Annotated in this window: 18 protein-coding genes and 1 other RNA gene; 10 read left to right on the top strand and 9 right to left on the bottom strand. The window is 63.5% G+C overall.

The window, feature by feature from the left end; translation table 11 throughout:
- Nucleotides 1-353 precede the first annotated feature (353 nt).
- The gene (locus KF715_10770; protein ID MBX3737164.1) at nucleotides 354-659 is read right to left on the bottom strand and encodes a hypothetical protein; all 306 of its coding nucleotides are present in this window, start codon (nucleotides 657-659) and stop codon (nucleotides 354-356) included.
- A 228-nt stretch (nucleotides 660-887) separates the two neighbouring features.
- Here KF715_10770 and KF715_10765 point away from each other — a divergent pair, with 228 nt between their 5' ends.
- The 8 genes from KF715_10765 to KF715_10730 all read left to right on the top strand — a co-directional run bounded on the left by KF715_10765 (nucleotide 888) and on the right by KF715_10730 (nucleotide 8,045).
- Entirely contained in the window at nucleotides 888-1,088 is a 201-nt protein-coding gene (locus KF715_10765) for a hypothetical protein (GenBank protein MBX3737163.1), read from the top strand.
- Nucleotides 1,089-1,091: 3 nt separating this feature from the next.
- Nucleotides 1,092-1,508 (top strand): PIN domain-containing protein, encoded by a 417-nt coding sequence (locus KF715_10760; GenBank protein MBX3737162.1) that lies wholly within the window; start codon nucleotides 1,092-1,094, stop codon nucleotides 1,506-1,508.
- A 26-nt stretch (nucleotides 1,509-1,534) separates the two neighbouring features.
- The gene (locus KF715_10755) at nucleotides 1,535-2,521 is read left to right on the top strand and encodes a DUF2235 domain-containing protein (protein ID MBX3737161.1); all 987 of its coding nucleotides are present in this window, start codon (nucleotides 1,535-1,537) and stop codon (nucleotides 2,519-2,521) included.
- 6 nt (nucleotides 2,522-2,527) lie between these two features.
- The gene (locus tag KF715_10750) at nucleotides 2,528-2,941 is read left to right on the top strand and encodes a hypothetical protein (protein MBX3737160.1); all 414 of its coding nucleotides are present in this window, start codon (nucleotides 2,528-2,530) and stop codon (nucleotides 2,939-2,941) included.
- A gap of 405 nt (nucleotides 2,942-3,346) precedes the next feature.
- Complete coding sequence (locus KF715_10745) at nucleotides 3,347-3,529, top strand: hypothetical protein (protein MBX3737159.1); 183 nt, start codon at nucleotides 3,347-3,349, stop codon at nucleotides 3,527-3,529.
- A 1,534-nt stretch (nucleotides 3,530-5,063) separates the two neighbouring features.
- Nucleotides 5,064-5,408 carry a hypothetical protein gene (locus tag KF715_10740; protein ID MBX3737158.1) on the top strand — a complete coding sequence of 115 codons (345 nt, stop codon included), beginning with the start codon at nucleotides 5,064-5,066 and terminating at the stop codon, nucleotides 5,406-5,408.
- 1,251 nt (nucleotides 5,409-6,659) lie between these two features.
- Nucleotides 6,660-6,803, top strand: a complete 144-nt coding sequence (locus KF715_10735; protein MBX3737157.1) for a hypothetical protein — start codon at nucleotides 6,660-6,662, stop codon at nucleotides 6,801-6,803.
- A gap of 1,047 nt (nucleotides 6,804-7,850) precedes the next feature.
- The gene (locus KF715_10730; protein ID MBX3737156.1) at nucleotides 7,851-8,045 is read left to right on the top strand and encodes a hypothetical protein; all 195 of its coding nucleotides are present in this window, start codon (nucleotides 7,851-7,853) and stop codon (nucleotides 8,043-8,045) included.
- A gap of 15 nt (nucleotides 8,046-8,060) precedes the next feature.
- Here the strand turns inward: KF715_10730 and KF715_10725 are convergent, their stop codons facing one another.
- The 5 genes from KF715_10725 to KF715_10705 all read right to left on the bottom strand — a co-directional run bounded on the left by KF715_10725 (nucleotide 8,061) and on the right by KF715_10705 (nucleotide 10,471).
- Entirely contained in the window at nucleotides 8,061-8,237 is a 177-nt protein-coding gene (locus KF715_10725) for a hypothetical protein (protein MBX3737155.1), read from the bottom strand.
- 250 nt (nucleotides 8,238-8,487) lie between these two features.
- Nucleotides 8,488-8,781: a hypothetical protein gene (locus KF715_10720; GenBank protein MBX3737154.1), complete on the bottom strand. Its 294-nt coding sequence runs from the start codon at nucleotides 8,779-8,781 to the stop codon at nucleotides 8,488-8,490.
- Between the two features lie 129 nt (nucleotides 8,782-8,910).
- Nucleotides 8,911-9,324 carry a hypothetical protein gene (locus KF715_10715; GenBank protein MBX3737153.1) on the bottom strand — a complete coding sequence of 138 codons (414 nt, stop codon included), beginning with the start codon at nucleotides 9,322-9,324 and terminating at the stop codon, nucleotides 8,911-8,913.
- Complete coding sequence (locus KF715_10710) at nucleotides 9,321-9,734, bottom strand: rhodanese-like domain-containing protein (GenBank protein ID MBX3737152.1); 414 nt, start codon at nucleotides 9,732-9,734, stop codon at nucleotides 9,321-9,323. The genes KF715_10715 and KF715_10710 overlap by 4 nt, the downstream gene beginning before the upstream one ends.
- Before the next feature lie 2 nt (nucleotides 9,735-9,736).
- Nucleotides 9,737-10,471 (bottom strand): DUF1573 domain-containing protein, encoded by a 735-nt coding sequence (locus KF715_10705; protein ID MBX3737151.1) that lies wholly within the window; start codon nucleotides 10,469-10,471, stop codon nucleotides 9,737-9,739.
- 244 nt (nucleotides 10,472-10,715) lie between these two features.
- Here KF715_10705 and KF715_10700 point away from each other — a divergent pair, with 244 nt between their 5' ends.
- Complete coding sequence (locus tag KF715_10700; protein MBX3737150.1) at nucleotides 10,716-11,009, top strand: hypothetical protein; 294 nt, start codon at nucleotides 10,716-10,718, stop codon at nucleotides 11,007-11,009.
- 284 nt (nucleotides 11,010-11,293) lie between these two features.
- On the opposite strand, the gene KF715_10695 is transcribed toward KF715_10700, so the two are convergent.
- Both KF715_10695 and ssrA read right to left on the bottom strand, forming a co-directional pair.
- A complete protein-coding gene (locus KF715_10695; GenBank protein MBX3737149.1) occupies nucleotides 11,294-12,619 on the bottom strand; it encodes a hypothetical protein in 1,326 nt (441 codons plus the stop codon).
- Nucleotides 12,620-12,696: 77 nt separating this feature from the next.
- Nucleotides 12,697-13,051: a transfer-messenger RNA gene (ssrA, locus tag KF715_10690) on the bottom strand.
- 271 nt (nucleotides 13,052-13,322) lie between these two features.
- Here ssrA and KF715_10685 point away from each other — a divergent pair.
- On the top strand, nucleotides 13,323-13,934 hold the full coding sequence (locus KF715_10685) for a hypothetical protein (GenBank protein MBX3737148.1): 612 nt from the start codon (nucleotides 13,323-13,325) through the stop codon (nucleotides 13,932-13,934).
- Here the strand turns inward: KF715_10685 and KF715_10680 are convergent.
- Entirely contained in the window at nucleotides 13,931-16,918 is a 2,988-nt protein-coding gene (locus KF715_10680; GenBank protein MBX3737147.1) for a hypothetical protein, read from the bottom strand. The genes KF715_10685 and KF715_10680 overlap by 4 nt on opposite strands.
- Nucleotides 16,919-16,941 lie beyond the last annotated feature (23 nt).

Here is a 16,941-nt window from a genome sequence, read left to right as displayed (position 1 = left end):
TTTTCTGCTGCCCGATTGAGGTCACCGGGAGTACGGTGCTGCCATCGCCAGTCGCTTTTGGCGAACGAGGCATGCTGATCGCCCCGTTGCAGACACAGGCGGTGCTGATTCTGTCGAAAGAGTCTATCGTGGATGCTCTGCATGGGCGTGACCACCGCTATGCCTTCGATTACACGGTCATGTTAGACACCTGCACCGTCTCTCATCTTGAAGCATGGTTTCGGGGAGTGCGGTTGCCGCCGCTTCAAAGTGAGGTTGCTACGTCCGTCCCGATCTGGAGGACATCAAGAAGATGCACGCCAAGTTCCACCCGCGTGATCGCGGTATGGATGATGACGTGCGACTCTAGGCGATCACGGGTGCGGTGTAATCGCGATAATCGTCAGCACGGGGACGCGCTTTTTGCCGTCCAGCTCATCAGGGCCGTAATGAAAGAACACGCGGTAGGCACCGGGTGTGTTGTTCTGCGCGTATGCCTCCCACACTCGCTCGCCGTTGGCTCCACTCAACGATTGGTATTCGTGGGTGTTGAGGCCCGGATGCTTGAGATTGGTTTCAAGAAGCCCCAGTGTTTTTCGGACCTGCTTAAGCAATCCTTTCTTCGCTGGGGTTTTCTCCAGCTCGGATACCTCGAGGGTGAGTTTGGAGGCCTTCCCCAAATTACTGGCCTACCAGCTCCGCACGGCAAAAAACCTTAAGCTTCCGACCAGGATGTGCCCGCTCTACGGTAACGGGCAGCACCGCAGAAGTGATCGTCGGTCATATTCCGTTTGGTTGAATTCTCTTGTGCCACCGCAGATGGGATATACGGTGTAGATACGATGAAATCCTCCTCGACGACGCCAAAATCCCCGCGCTCCCGCTCCGTAGCGGTGAGCCGTCCGCCAATGGGCAAGGTGTTCAAGTCCGGCAATTCTGCCGCGCTGCGCTTGCCTGCGGGGTTGCAGGTGCCCGTCGGAAAGACTTTCACGCTCACGCCAACGGCCTCCGGCTTTGTCGCGAGCGACCCGGTCGATTTGGCGAAGCGCCGGAAGGCGCTGGCAGCGCTCTTCGGGTCCGCTTCGGATTTTCCCCTTCGCGAATCCTGAGCGCTGGTCCTCGTGATCTATCTTCCCGACACCAACGTTTTCTCCCGTTTTCTGCGGGGCGGAGAAGCAGATCTGGCGCTGCGAGACCGATTGCTCACAGAGCTGCCATTCTGCCGAGTCTCCGCGATTGTGCTGAGCGAACTCGAGTATGGGGCGGCCAAATCGGGAAACCCGAAGCATCGACAGCGCGTGGCCCAACTGCGCGCGATCTTTCCCGATGTCGCCTCTTTTGACGCGGACGCCGCGGCGTTCGCCGGCAACGTTCGCGCCTACTTGGCGACCCTCAAGCCCAATGCTCAGCCAATCGGTCCCTACGATGGGCTGCTTGCCGGCCAGGCGCTCGCCCTCGGCGCTTGTGTGGTTACCGGTAATCTCGGCGAGTTCGGCCGCGTGCCCGGCCTGATCGTGGAGAATTGGTAGCGGTCCGACAGCACTGACGCGCGGCGATGCAAATCGAAGCCAAGTATGCGTTGCCGGCGTTCGGGCCTGAACCCGAAAACTCGCAGTTCCCGGGTTCCCGCACTGCAATATCTGGCCTAAGATATTTCAGCCCGAACACAGGACGCTGGCTAAATAGAGACCCGATCGAGGAGGAAGGTAGTTCGAATCTTTACGGTGTTGTGGCCAACGATTCGATCAGCAATGTCGATGTGCTCGGGCTGGCAGGTTACTTTTTCGATGGCACTGGCAACAGTCGCAAGAGCGGCACCAATGTGCTCATACTGCACGATGCTTATTCTGGTTTAGCGTATTATTATCGCGGAGTCGGCAGCAGTTTTGGCACACGCGCTGTTGGTGGTTTGACCGGCGCCGGCGGGCACAACCGTTTGGAGGCGGCCTACCGCGACTTCATCCAAGCAGTCGATTCGGGAGACCGCTACGTTGACATTGTTGGCTTCAGTCGGGGCGCAGCACTGGCGCGTGAGTTCGCCAATCTGCTCAACGAGCGCGGTTATGATCCCGCTTACGGCGGCAACTTGAAGCATAAGCTGCGGGCCGGCACGAACAAGCCGCCGGGGGAATGCGAATTCGTCATCCGTTTCGTCGGGTTGTTCGACACCGTCGGTTCGTTCGGCGTGCCCGGTAACGACATCAACATCGGGATCCGCATGAATCTGCCCGGCACCGTGGGCAACGCCGCCCAAGCTACCGCCCAAAATGAGCGGCGCTTCCTTTTTCCGCTGACTCGACTTGGCGACCGGAATGGTTTTGATGAGCAGAGATTCCCCGGGGACCATTCGGATATTGGACGCGGTCACGGCAAGGATACCAATGATCTCAGCCGCGCACCGCTGGAATATATCTGGAATCAGGGCCGGGCTGCAGGAGTGCCGTTCGGGCCGCTGCCGGACTATACGCCGACCGGCAACACCACACCGCACGATCTCAGTCGTAAGTTCCCACACAACCTCTTCCCCAAGCGTCCTCGCTAACCTCCCATGAAAATCGCCACGCTTGCCACCTTGGTGCTCGGTCTGGGATTGTCCGGCTGCCAGATGATCGCTCGCGAATACTATTATCGGATACTTGTCGTAAATCTCAGTGAAGAGCGAATCACCGAGACTAAAGTTCTCGACAGCACCGATGAGTATAACTACGGCGGGGGCATTGTTATTCCGTCGAGCGCAAAGATCAACGGAGGTCCGGTGTCCTCGCGTCCGAACGACGTGTTCACAGTGCGCTGGAAGGACGCGCAAGAACAGGCGCACGAGCAGAAGTTTGATCTTCGTCAGCGGGTGAAGCGCAACTTCAAGGGTGAAATCGTCTTCGTCTATGGAGCGGACAAGGCCTTCAAAGTCGAAGTGGTGAACCCGCCCGAGCGCTACCCGATTCCGCCGCAACGGCCGCAATGACCAGGCGGCAAACGTCGCGCCAGCGCCGAGTCGCTGTCACCCGTCTGCATCCTCCCCCCACTTGCGCTCCGTCCGGTGGAGTCGGTTAAGAGCGGCAACCAATAGCGGGTGAGATGCCAGGCTATGATTAGCGCCGTAGGATTTCGGGCATTTTCCCACGCTTTGATCGGCCCGCTGGTGTCGTAGCCTGTCGACTCGCTGCGACGATTCCGGCCGTGCGTGCGCGAGGCGGCCAGATGGACCGCGGGTCCGAGGCCGCAAGATTCCCTGAGGGAAACAAGCCAGTGGAGTCCTCGACCACCAAATCGAACATCATCTGTAATGCGGCAACCAGTCGCGGGCAGCGGTAAGCGTCCGGTCGGCGTCCTCCTAGGCGTGGATGATTGAGCGCGGTAAAGTGGCGGGATGGGAACGATTGTGGCGGAGGTGATAGATGCGGAACGCGATTCGCGCGGGCGGCGTCGGATGTCGGTGGCGCAGCGCGCCGACTACGTGCGGGCGTATCGCGAGAGCGGCTTGAACCAGATGGCGTTCGCGAAGCGCGAGGGGCTGCTGCTCGACGTTTGCGCACTGGGCGGCTGTCGATGAGAGCGGCAACGCAAACGCCCAGCTGCGCAGTGGGTGCGCGCGATGTAATGGCGCAGGTGCAGCGTTGTCGGCAACAGAAACCGGCGCCGCCAGCCCTTAGCGGCGGCTTGTCCACGGCGTGGTCAGTGCGGCGACGATGCGGAAGCCCGCCGTGCTGGTGCGGGCGTTGCGGAGCCACCGCGATGCTCGCCTTCCCTGCGGCGTGACCGCGCAGGTGCTCAGGACATGCGCAAGCAGTTTAACGGTCTGCGGACGCGCAGCGTCGGGTGGGAGCAACTCGAGGAGATCCGCGGCAGCGGCGCGGTCTTCGCTTCATCAACCAGTCGCGCACTCGACTGAAGATGCTCATGGGAAGCACCGGCGCAGGCGTTGGCGAAGCGATCAGATAAAACAGGACGCCGTGGCTGACGCAGCGGAAGTGCGCTGAGGAGTCCCCTGAAGCCGCACTGAGTGCTGTTGCTGGAATGAGTGTGGAGCTTACAGGTTCGCCAGCAGCGTATGAGCGCTGAGCGAAAATAATATACCGCGCGCGGAACTTGGTGCGCCCTGCTCTTATCGCGCCGACGTGAGTGTGTCAGCGATCAACCCCGAAGAAATCCAGTTCCTGCGCGAGGAGAACCGGTGTTGAAAAGCAGATCGAGGGCCAGGCGCGCCGCTTCTGGTGCGGGCAAGACAGCAGCTCGATCTGGCGCGCTGCCGGTGCCGGTCGAGTTGAAAAGCTCACGGTCAGTGTAGCGAGGCGCCTGACCAGACGATCACCTGCGAGCGCCAGTGCGCTCGTGGAAAAGCGCCTCGTCGCGGAAACCTTCGCGAAGGTGCTGGTGAAGGAGACGATCGAGATCGTGCCGGAGCCGGTGCGCGCGGAGCCCGAGACATGATACTGAGCGCATTGGATGAGAGCGGACCTTCAGGCCGATGGGAAAGCTGCCGCAGTTTTCAAACGTGGATCAGCCGAAGGTTTAGCGCAAACGCGACGACCGCGGAGAAACTCCCGGTGATCGCGCCCGCTCCCCGGCGTCCTGCAGGGCGGCTAGCGTCGCGGGGCTAAGAGCGCCCTGATCTGCGCCCAGCAAATACGTCGATCACGCACCGCTGTATCGCTTGGAGCAGATGTCGCGCGCCAAAGCGCGTCGATTCGCGACAGACGATGGCCGATTGGACGCGATCACCGCAGTGGCTGGAGCCGAGCTCATCGGCGGATAAAACCAGTTGTCGCGGTGGTTTACGTCCAGCCGACGAGACCCCGGTGCGATGCAACGACCCGGATGAAAACGCGGAGGGACAACCTGCGTTGGCTGTGGGTGATCAGCGCCCCGGCGGTAGATGTCGTCTTCGATTGGCGGCTGTCGCGCCGGACACGGCGAACTCACGTCCCTACTCGGCGACCAACAGCGACTGCCGAAGTCCGATGCGTCAGGCATCCGTTTGCTGAATGGCAGCGCGAATATGTCGTGGCTGGGTTGTTAGAGCACGCGCAAAAACAAATCAGATGTTGCCGAATCGCCGAAGGCGGCAGAACCCTGGAGCGTTACGCTTGATCGGCGAACTTTACCTGCGTGAACGCGAATGGGACGCCGCGAATGTTGGCACGGCGCGGCCGCGCGCGCCAGCGAGCACCTTCGCTCTTCGACTCCCTGCGCGTTGGCTGCGTTGGACCGCGATCGGCCTGCGTCGCCATCTGCCGCGCTCGCTCACCGGCAAGGCCTGCACGTATCTGCTCGATAACTGGGAACTGCTCACCGCGCATCTGCGCCACAGCGAGAGTCGCTTTCCGCCAATAACCTTCAATGAAACGCCATCCGCCCTCGGCCATCGGAAAGAAGAACTGGCCTTCTCATCGGCCATCCCTGGGACGCCGGTCGCGCCTGCCATCTACTGATCGTCGGGCCCCGCAGCGCCACGGAAAGATCCGCTCGCTTGCACCCCGCGACGTGCTCACGCGCCTGTGGTCGCAGATGACCAACCAAGACGATATCGCAGCTCTCACTCCCGCTCGTTGGTCTGCCTCGTAATGGTGGCTACTACGAGAACGACTCGTAGGCAGTAGTCATCATCCTCAATGAGCCCCCAGTCGACGGCGCTACGATGAGTCGTCAATGAAGAAGCCCGCTGACTGGATGATGCGGGCAGCGTGCCGGGCGATCACCGAAAAGGCATTCCGTCGAGCTTCTCGCGGCAGAGGTGACGCATTGCACGTGCTGCTTACCGTCCGAACGCGGCAACAAGAACTCCCACCCCTAAACCTGCTGTCCTTGGCAACCTGAATTCCTCCGCATCAGCCAAGGAGCAGAGTTCACCTCGAAGCAAGTAAAGCCACGCGACTCAAACCGGCTATAGTGCGAAGTGTCACGGCCGGGGCGAATGCCACCAGGCGCGCCGGAGTGAAATGCCACCACCTTTGAGCGGGGTAGTTTACGCCGAAGGCGAAGTTGTGCTTCGCCGGAGGGGTAATGAACCGCATCAAAGTGAACCTCCAACAGTCGATAATAGTGCTGGCCGAGCGCGGCTGGTCGAAGCGTCGGATCGCCCGAGAGCTGAAGGTGGACCGTCGACCAGATCGCGGCGGGCGGCAAGCGTTGCGCCATCGAATCCCGCTTCCCAGCCTGTACCGGCGGGGCCGCTGGCTGGAGACGACGCTGGGGGGTGAGCCAATGCCGCCACGAACCCGCGGCCGGCTCCGAGTCAAACAATGCCGCCGCAACCCGGCGTCGGCTCGCAAGCCAGCCGGCGAGTTCGGTGTTGCAGGAGGCGTCCAACCGGAGGCAGGTGAGGGCGGCTGACGGCGAAGTAATTCATCAGGACCCCAGGAGCAGTTCCGCTTCGCCGCCAGCGCGCGTCTTCGGGTTGTCTGTCCGGCGGCTGCGGCCGACGGTCGAGCCGCCGCAACTGGCGGATGGAGTGCGAGCCGGGCGCGGAGAATGCAGTCGACGCCTGGCGGGCGCGGCGCGGTAAGTCCGGGCGTCGCTCGCTGACCGCATCTGTTCCGGAGCGGTGCTCTCGCACTCGCTAAAGGCTACAGCGTTGGTTCATACAGGACACCGAGACGGTGATCCGTTGGGTTTGAAAACGCCTTCCGCGCCATCGGCGGCGTCAAGGGACGATCGTGCCGGATAATGATGAAAATGGTCGCATGATCGAGTCGACCTGGTTTGATCCGGAACCCAACCGGAAGCAGTGGAGTTTTTGCGCGCATTACGGCACGGCGTTGCTGCGACGGGCGGCCGGCAGCCTGGCGCCGGGCGGGCGCGGTCGCGCCGGCGTCAAACATGTCTGAACAGCGCGCTCAAGGGTCGTGGAGTTTGAGAGTCTCGCCGCGCAGTAACGCCGCCTCACTGACTGGGAGCGGCAATGAGAATGCCTGACACGCTGGCATCCGTCAATTGATCCGCCAACAGGTCGATCGCCACCCCGGCTGAGCGCTGGCGCGGCGCTGGAAAAGCTCGGCAAGCTGGCGAGCCCGTTCCGTGTTTCTCGAGGAGGCGAAGCGCATGGCCGCATCGCGACGGCGACGTGGCGGTTCCCGCCGGAACTGCATTGCCCGCGCCGCCGGAGGCGGTTTGGCCGCGAGGCGTGGGCGCATGGGAGGCGCGTTCGAAGAGTAACGTGTGCATGGAGCTACCGATTCACCGCAGGCAGCGAGCGGCGTTTGGATCGTTATGACGGCGGCGGCGGGGTGTCCGCGCAGCTGTAAACGTCGCCGTCGAGCGGCGCTGGCATCTGTTGGAACGTTGTCGGTTGATCGGCCCGCAACACCGCGCGTGGGCCGAGGGCACCGTAATCGCGGTCCACCGGACGCATTATGCAGGGATTGCTGGCGCTGGCGCCCCGTGGCGGGTTTGAACCTACCGGTCGCGCCGCCGCATTCCCGGCGCTGGCGTTTGCGCGCGAGGTGCGTGAACTCGCACCAACCTGACGAGCACGTCGTGCAGATCGACTTCCTGCAATCCTGACCGCCATCCGCGACCTGCGGCATTACCACAGACGAACCATGAACCAGTTCCACCGGTCCAGATGACCTCCGGCCGCGCGAGACGCTGTCCGTGTGGCCGCGCGCAGAAGCCGCCGCCAATCGATTCCTAAACCGAAGAGTTTTTTGACCCTCGTGCTCGCGGACGAAGTCAACGCGCCAGCAGCGCAACCAGCGTCGGGTGAAGCTCGCCGACTTCAACCGGCTCAAGCCGCTTCCGATTAAGTTTGATTGAGGTCAACCGATTCCCGCAGCAAGCAGACACCACGAATCCCGGCAGCCGGGCACTTTATCCGCGCTGAAACCACGTTGGCTCATCGACCGCCCGGGCGTCGGCAAAAGTCACTTGGCCCAGTGATCGGCTACGAGGCGATCCGCCAGCGTTTAGGTTTCGCGCGTCGGTGTTATCGCTCGATCTTTCAAACCAGCGATCCTCGCCGACGCTCGGGCAGCGCGATCGCGTCCTGCGGCTACATCAAACCTGATCTGCTCATCATCGACGACATGGGCCTGCGCGCGAGCCAGCGTCCGGCGAGTATCTGCGCCTGAAGTCATCATGCGCCGCTATGAAACGCGCTCCACGATCATGACCAGCAACCGACCGCTCGAAGACTGGGGCAGTTGCTCCAGACGCCCACCGCCGATGCCGTCCTCGACCGCTTCCTGCATCACGCCGTCATCGCCATCACCGGCGAGAGTTACCGCTTTTCGACGGTTCGCCGCCGGCAAAGTGAAGTCCAAGTGACAACCCAACCCCTCTCACCCCGCGCTCTCCCCAAGGAGAGCGAGCCCCTCCCGCGAACCGTCCCGGTTCGCTCCGCCAGCTCGCGTGCGAGCGCTTTAACCTTGTCCCACCTCACCGATCCTTCATGAGCAATCCACTCGCTTAGGGGTGGTGGCGTTTAACCCCGGCGCGCGTGGCGGCATTTAACCCCGGCGGTGACAGCGAAGCTTCGCTTTGCACCGTTGTGGGTCAAGATGAACTGTTCGATCATGCCTGTCTGTCGCGAAAATCGTGCCACGCGGATTTGATCTTTAGATATGTCTCAAGCAGGACGGCCACGGCAACTAAGTAGGCCAAGGCCAACTTGGTGCGGTATCTTGTCCTAAAGATGTATTCGCCCAGGATAATAGAGTATCGCTTCTCCTGTCGCCGAGAAACTCGAAGTTGATACAGAGCGACGCCGAAATCGCGTTTCGCTGGCTTTTGGCGTGCATCGCCTCCAACTTGAGCGACATCATCAGCAAGCAGCAGAGGAATGCGCGGGTCATTGTTGATCTGCACGTGCTGTGCTGGTGGATTCCTTGTATGCGCATTGCCAAGAAACCGAACCAAGCGGCACGATGCGTCCTAACGGACCGTCATGCATCCTGCTCCCTCCCTTCAGTCGCGCCTTCTGGTCTGGCATCTTGCCTAGGTCAACAGCTTCAATTCTCTCCTCACGAGGGCGCCGATGAGTGCCAGGAGCACGCAGTCGCGCAGCAACGAAACGCCGAGCGAGGCAGGCGTCTCGCTCCCGAAGCAGCCGCACGAAATGTCGACCCCACGCGCGAGCGCGATAGCTAGAGCGGCCGTGAATACGAGAAGCATAGCTCCCATCAGGCAAAGCGCGCTCAATCGCGTCCGCGAGAACAGAACCGCTACGCCGCACACGAATTCTAGCGCAGGGAGGTAGAGTGCCAATACCGTGGCGAGTGGATAGGATACGATACGGTACCCGGTGATCGCCTTCGCGAATGCTGCCGGACTTCCTAGCTTGGTCGCCGCGGCAGAAACGAATAGAAGCCCCAAACTGACGCTCAGCCCCCGCCAGAGCAGATTCTTCACGAGCGCTCCTTCCAGGCTTTCCAGCCGTTGCGCAGCACGAAGACGTCTTTCAGTTGCAGCTCGCGCCGTAACCGCGCCGTAACCTCCGCACTGTTGCCACACTCCGCGGAGTCGCAATAGATTACGACTTTCGTGCCGGGCGACCACGCCGCGAGAAACGCGGGCAGGCCCCGGCTCCAGTCCGCTTCGTTGAGCGAAATGGCCCCTGGGATATGATCGGCTTGAAACGCCGTTTCAGCCCTCGCATCCACCCAAAGGACCTTCGGCCACTTCGACACCTCCGGCAAATCGACCAGCGCGTTCGCTTGCGCCGCCCAGACCAGCTCGCTGCGGTGAAAATACAGCGACCCCAAGCTGATCAATGCTGCGACGGCGGCCGCCCAGAGCCATTGCCGAAGGATCCGCTTCATGGCTAGCGAACCAGGACGAACGTGCCGAAGCGGTACTTGATCCCGTCGCTCAGCAGCACCACCCACTTCACCTGCGCGGTCATTTCCCGCTCGGTCGTTTTGGGCCGAAGGCTGAGGCGGAAGGTACCGTCCTCCTTCTTGTCCGCAGGATCGATGGCGATCTCGGGAGGTGCGGATTCGACTTCCACTCGCATAACCGCGCGTTTGCCCGCGGGAGAAATATCGAGCAGCTGCGGGGTATTCGGCGTCTCCTTCGCCCACTGGAAGAGACGCTTTGACGTTTTGACGGGTTCCTGGATTTCGACCCGCAGCGTCAGGAAAATGGGGCCTGTGTGATTAGGCTCGGGCGTGACGATCACCTGCTTTTCGTGGACTCCGAGGCGATCACCCAAGGTGAATTTGAGCCGAATCGCGCCGCTTTCGTCCGGTGCATACACGCGCTTGTCCACCGTCGCCACGGTGCAGTCGCACGTCGCGCTTACCTGCGCCAACCGGACCGTTTCCGGTCCCGTGTTTGTGAACTTGAAGAGACCCTCCGCTTCCGGAGTGCCGGCTGCCACCGAGACCTCAATGCGGCTGGCTTCCCACTTCAATTCTCCATGCGCGATGGAAAATGCGCCCCCCAGGACGCACCCCGCCGCGAGACAAATTTGCCACCTGCGCATGCCGAAGACAGTTGCGTTTTGCGGGAGGAATTCAAGCCGGCGCACCGGGCTTTCCGCCGAATGGCAGGTCAACGGTCGAGTCCGTCACCGTGAAACGCCACGTCCCAAAGTAGAGGTGGCGCATTGCACATGCTGCTTTACATTTCCCGCGCTTACTTTTTGCGCTTCTGCACGAGCCCGAGCTCTTTCTTGATGTTCTGCACGCTGGGCAGAGAAATATTCAGCGCCTGGGCGATTTCCGCGCCGGTTTTCTCCTGACCGACCATCGCCTTCACCTTGGCCTTGGTTTCCGGCGTGAGCTTACAAGCGCGGCGAAATGCCGCATTTGCCGGCTCGGCCGGCCAATGTTCCGGCCTGCCCCGAAGTTTGCTATCGAAAGCGGGGCTGGGCGGGTTGGGGAGATTTCCTGGGCACTGGAAACAAAGCGGTATTTGACCGTGAGTTTTTGCCCTTTGCTGAGGCGCGACAATTCGCGCGGGCACTAAGGCTGCCCAATCTCCTCGCTTGGCGGGCATGGGCCAGGTCGGCAGCTCGGCCCCGAAACATTCCGTCGAATCCGGAGAAAGCTTATCCGAAGCAGTGGCGTAACTGGAGGGACTGGCTCGGCTGACAGTTTCCCGGTGCTCCCATCTTGGGACGTGCCCGCTACCGCTCGCGCTCCTCCGTCACACGGTCGTCCCGGCGGACGACGGTCTCGCCGCATTGCGCTCGCTCGAGAAGCGCCACAAGGAACAACAGCAGCTGCCGGCTGCGTGACACGGATTGCCCGCAATATCCCAATCTGTGCGCCCGGCGCTTGCGACTCCGCAGTCGTTTTCCTGCGAAACCGGGGCGTTGGGGGCGGTTCCGTGGACGACCCCGGGGGGGCCGGCTCCAAGCGACCCGCAGTCGCCGCTAGGCCGGGTTTCGTTCGGCTTCAGGCGTGATAAGCCAAAAACGCTTGGCGTCTTCCTCCCGAACAAGATCCAGGTAATTAGACCACATAACCATTTCACTATTGCCGGCTTGCAAGGCTGCGTCTGCGACCGACCGTGTCTTGCCAACTAGCATTGAGGCATACGTGTGCCGAAGGACGTCGTAGCCGAGCGCATGGCGGCGGCGGAAGGCTATGATGGTCTTTCGGAAGTTGCGCGGGATGATTGGCCACTTCTCGAGTGGGTATTTCTGCAACCACGCGGTGACGTTGGGCTGCAGTTTCACCACCCGCGGCTTCTTGGTTTTCGTTTTCGGGCCGTGTAGCCGGATCTCCCCGCGCGAAACATCCACTTGCTCTGGATTGAGCCGGGTTATCTCGCTGTCGCGGTAACTCGGTCGGATTCCGCAGAAAAGCGTTAACACCAAATACGGGACCAAGCGGCCGTCCGCGAAATTCTCCGCGTCGAGCATCACCTCGCGCGCCTTTTCGGGCGTCAAAATCATCGGCGTAGCGCGGCGGTGTTCTCGCTTGGAGTATTTCCGAATGGCGACAGCCGGGTTGGTGTCGATCCATCCTTCTTGCACGCAAAAATTGAAAAACCGAGTCAGGTAACCCCGACGGTTGCTCCAGGTCTTGTTACTGTAGTTGGATGAGCCGTCCTTGGCGCGCGACGTCTCGATCAAGTATTCATGCAGCTGGGAGGTCGTGATTCGCGTGAGCCGAGTCGCGGAAGCGAAGTGACGCTCGAATTTTTGCATCGCGATGCGAACCGAGGTCGCCTGCCACTCACTAAGTGTTCCCGTTTCCCGGCGGCGCTCCACGTCCGCGGCGTAGCTATCCAGCGCGTCTCCCAAGGTGAAGCCGTTCGCATCCGGTTTGTAAGTGTCCAGAAAGCGGTCGCAGACATCGGCCAAATTCGCGTCGGCATACTTCTCCTTCAGGCGAGTGAACGTGCTCGCGAACCGACGCACGTCCTGGACCGGAAGTTCGGGTGCTGCGGCTCGGTAATAATCGACCACCTCGTGCAGGCTGACCCCCGGGAATTCGCGCTCGAGTTGCGCAAGCACGACCTCGGCCTGCCGAACAAGATCTGCGGAAAGTCGAGTGAGGACCGTTGCCTGCACAACGGCAGCGCCGCCGAACAGCTCGCTGTTTTTCTGCTCCTGAAAACTGAGCGCTTCGGTGCGGTCGGAGAACTCCTTCCTGATCTGCTTCCCTCCGACCGATCCGCGAACAATCCAGTAAGGAACACCGGACGGACGACGTTTTGCGACGACGACGAAACCTTTGCTTTTGTTGGCCATTTTAGCGGGTATCTAGCGGGTGAGAGACATCGCTAAACGGCAACTTTTATAATTACTTTAGAGCAAAGATTTAAAAATGGTGGAGGTGAGGGGAGTTGAACCCCTGTGCCCCGGGCCTTCGCGCGCCGCATCTACCGGTGTAGGCTCAGATTTGAATCTCGCCTCGGGCGCGCGTTGAGCCGCGCTCGTCCCTCAGCCAGCCGTGGGTCGAAGATACGGCGGGTCCGTCACGACGGCCAAACCCGCTATTCCTGCTGTCGACGTTCCTATCCCTTAGCAGGAGTCAGAGTAGGAACGAGGCGGCCATTAGGCCGCCAGGGGCATTTCTTCGTAGGTGCCGTTTGTTTTTTTCGAGAGGAGATTTGCGAGCGACCCTCGACGCTCGACCGGCAGCTGCGCACTCCAACCAAGGGTCGAATCCGGAACACCCCCAAAAAGGAAAGTGAAGAGTCGCAAGTGCCAGCAGCCCGGAGGGGCCTGGGACGAGTGACGGGACGACCGGCGTTTTGGTGCGCCGTCAAAGAACAGGACCGACTACCCAATCGAACGCCAGGCGAAACGCAAGCGGCAGCTCGAGCCGGCCCGCCAAAGGCGTCGCCGGTGCCTCCTTTTTCTGAAAGATGCGTGGCACTGCCTCCGTTTCGCGCCTTGGCCGGGAATGCATCGTGCAACAATTCCCCCGGCCCAACCCTCCCAACCCACCATGAAAAAGAACCCACGCCCCGCGAAAAAATCCGCCGGCCCGGCCGCCGCCGCGCCGGTCGTCGCCACTGCGACCGCCGACCCCGATTTCCCGAACGAAGCCCAGTATAAGGAATGCGGCGAACCGCCGCACGGCTACAGCCTGTGCTCCACCCACACCCTGCATGTCACCATGGCCGGCTGGGAAAACATCGTGTGGCAATGCTTCGCGCCGCAACAGAACCTCCGCCCCGTCTCGCGCCGCCATGTCTGGCAGGTCGGCACCGTCCCCAATGCCGGCAAATACGATCTGCACGACCTCGGCGCCCAGCACCGCGTGAAATTCCTCTGGTTGCGCGTCTGCTGCGCCGACGCCAACGCGCGCATCGTCGAGACGAGCGCCGCCGGTCCGGCCACGCCGAAGCAGGCCAACGGATTCTATCTCATCCGCCCGTCCAATCCGCATCCGAATCCGCGGACCGGCCTGATCGAGTTCGATCACCTCTACCAACTGGAGTTCGCCGCCGCCGAGTGCCGCCTGGAGCTGTTCTACGATCTCTACCCACCGGGCCTCAAAGCCCAGCTCGAGGACGGCGGCCCGCCGCCGAATCCGCCGGTCAGCATGGAGAACTAATCTCCGCGCGGCGCGTGCCAGAGCCGGATCGAGCCGTCCTCGAGATAACCGGCGAGATGCTGCCCGTCGCGACTGATCGCGATGCGCACGAGCGTGCCGGCCGGTTCCTGATTCGAGCCGGCCCGCAATTCCACGAGCTCCTGCGCGCGCTCCAAGTCGACCACATGGAGCGCGCCGTCGCGCCCGCCGAGCAACAGACGCAGCTCGCGCGGGTGAAACACGACGCCCTGCAACACGCCGCTGCTCGTGAGCAACGCCCGCGCCGGCGCCTGCCCGCGCACATCCTGCCACTCGGCCACGCCGGATTCCTCCACCAGAGCCAGCAGCTTCCCATCCGGTGAAAACGCGCCGTTCACCGCGGCGTTCGCCGGACGCCATTCGCGCACCAGTTCGCCGCTCTCCGCCGACCACAACCGCGTGACGCCGTCGCGTCCGCCGGTGGCGACGAGCTCGCCCGCCGGCGAAATCGCCACCCACCACGGGTAACCGTGCCGGGCGGAGAAAGTGCGCGCGGCCATCGGGTTGTCGAGCGAGCCGAGCGCGAGCCGCGCTTCCTTGTCCACCGCCGCGAAGCGCCGGCCGTCGGTGGAAATCGCCGCAGCGATCGGCACGAACGGCAACGCCACGCTCCGTCGCGGCGTGCTGCCGTCCGCGGCCACCGGTTCCAATTCCAGCGTGCCGCGCCGCGTAACCATCCAACAGAATTTCCCGTCGGCGGAGAAAGCCAGCGGCACGACCACCTCGTCGATCGCGCGATCGCCTCCGCTGCCGTCCAGGGCGATCAAGCGCGCGCGCCCGCCCGGCGCGGTCGCGGCCAGCCAGCGACCGTCGGGCGAGAGACAGAGTGCGCGACCGCCGCCGGCCGGTGCCGCGAAGCCCGCCAACACGCGGCCCGGTCGGCCGGGTTGATCCGACCACCAACGGACGTCCCCGCCGCTGCCCGTGGTGAGCAGCGTGTGGCTCGTCGGATGGAACGCCGCGCTGCGCACGTCGCTCTCGTGCCCGCGCCGGGTTGCGATGATTTCGCCCGTGCGGGCATCGATCAGGCACACGCTCGAGCGGCGCCCGCCGACCGCCAGCCGGCCCGCGCCGTCGAGTGCCAGCGCCTCCGGTTGCGCGAAGGGCATGCGAAACTCCCACTCGGGGGCGCTCCCCTCCGGCGCGTCGACCGCGAACGCGGAGACCGTCCGGCTGTTGCCCAGCGCCAGAAACAACTGTGCGCCGTCCGGCGAGAGCGCCAGGGCCAGCGGCCGATCCGCGAGCGGCCGTTTCCATCGCACGTGCAAATCCGGCAACGACAGCACCAGCACATGCCAGCGCGCCTCGCTCGCGCGACCGCTCAGCAGCGCCAAAGCGCAATGCCGGCCGTCCGCCGTCAGCGTCGCGCCGTAGAAATCCCCGCCGTTGGCTTCGTCCGTGAGCGGCACCGCGCCCTCCCACGCGACTTTGCCCGTTGCGAAGTCCCAACAGCGCAGGACGTGCGGCCGCTGTTGCGGACGCTGGACCAGCGCGAGCGCGCAGGCGCCGTCGATCCAACCGATCGGCCAATGCGTCCCCGTGCTCGGGGCGGATTCCATCCGTCCATCGCTCACGCGCCAGCGGCTCAGTCGCGAATGGTCGTCGATGCCGAGCGCCCACTGTTCGTCGGCGGAGAAGCCGCTGAACAGCTGGACTCCGGCGATCTTCTTCTGCTCCTCGCCGGTGCGGCCGTCCCACAGCAGCAGGCTCGGTTCCCGCGTGCTCACGCCCCACCACCGACCGCGGGGCGAGCTGCGCGCCGTCAGGCCCGCCGCGCCGCTGCGGCGGAGCAACCGCGCCTCGTCGCCGAGCGCGTCGTGGTCGAGCGCGTGCCATTCGAAGCCGCGCAGATCCGGTTCGGCGTTTTGCGGGCGGCTCGTGGCAAGGAAACGCCGCGCCTGGCCGTAGTAATCCTGCTCCAACGCGCGCTGGGCGCGGGCGAGCGTGGCGGCGTAGACCGTGCGACGGGCGAGCGCATCGCGCTCGGCCTCGGCCGCGGCGCGGCGCATCGTCTCCACGTTGGCGCGCCGCCGCTCGACCCACGCGCCGGTGCCGGCGAAGACCGCGATGACGGCCAGCGCGGCGGCGACGCGCAGCGCACGGGAGAGGCGACGCTCGGCGCGCCGGAGGCGGCGCACGGATTTGCCGGCCTGCAACAGGAGCAGCTCGTCGAGCAGCGCGCCCGCATCGGCGAAACGGCGGCGCACGTCGCCTTCGCAGGCGCGGAGCAGCACTTCGTTGAGTTCGAGAAATTCGCGGCGGTCCGGCCATTCGCCGAGCTCGGCCGGCAGGCGCGGAAAATCGTTCCGGTCGAGGCCGGTCGCGAGTTCGTAGAGGAGTTTGCCGAGGCTGTAGACATCGGCCGCCGGCGCGCCGGGACCCTCGGGCGGCACGAAGCCTTCCGTGCCGACGAAGGTGATCTGCTCCGTGCTCGCGGCGGTGACGAGTCCGACGTCGGCCAGTTTCGGCACGCCGCCGACGAAGATCACGTTCGACGGTTTCACGTCGCGGTGCACGAGGCCGGCGGCGTGCAGGCTCGCGAGGGCGCGGGCGAGCGCGACGCCGAGACCGACGACCTCGGCGGCGGGCAGGCGGCCGCGTTGGGCGAAGACTTCGCGCAGCGTCAGCGGACGGTAGCGGGCGGGGTCGACGGCGCGGCCCTGCTCCGTGTCGTCCGCGAGTTCCATGACGTAGTAGAACATCCCGGCGGCGTCATCGCGCCCGGCGTGGAGCAGCGCGAGTTGCGACGGCTCGCGCAGCGACACGGCGGCGAAGCGCGTGATGCCCTCGAACTCGCGCGCGAACGGCCGGAGGTCGGGAAAGCGGTCGCGCCACACGATCTTCACCGCCCGAAACGCGCCGGTGATGCCGCGCGCCAGCCAGACGTCGCCGTAGCTCCCGCCGCCGATGAGCCGGATCAGCTCGTAGTCGGGAATGCGCGGCGTGGGCGGGGCAGCGGGGGACATTGCCGGATGCGCTTCTGTCGGGT

The sequence above is a fragment of the Candidatus Didemnitutus sp. genome (genome assembly GCA_019634575.1).
Taxonomy (GTDB): Bacteria; Verrucomicrobiota; Verrucomicrobiia; order Opitutales; family Opitutaceae; genus Didemnitutus.
The sequence above is the reverse complement of the archived record's forward strand: the minus strand, read 5'-3'. Positions and strand labels throughout refer to the sequence as shown.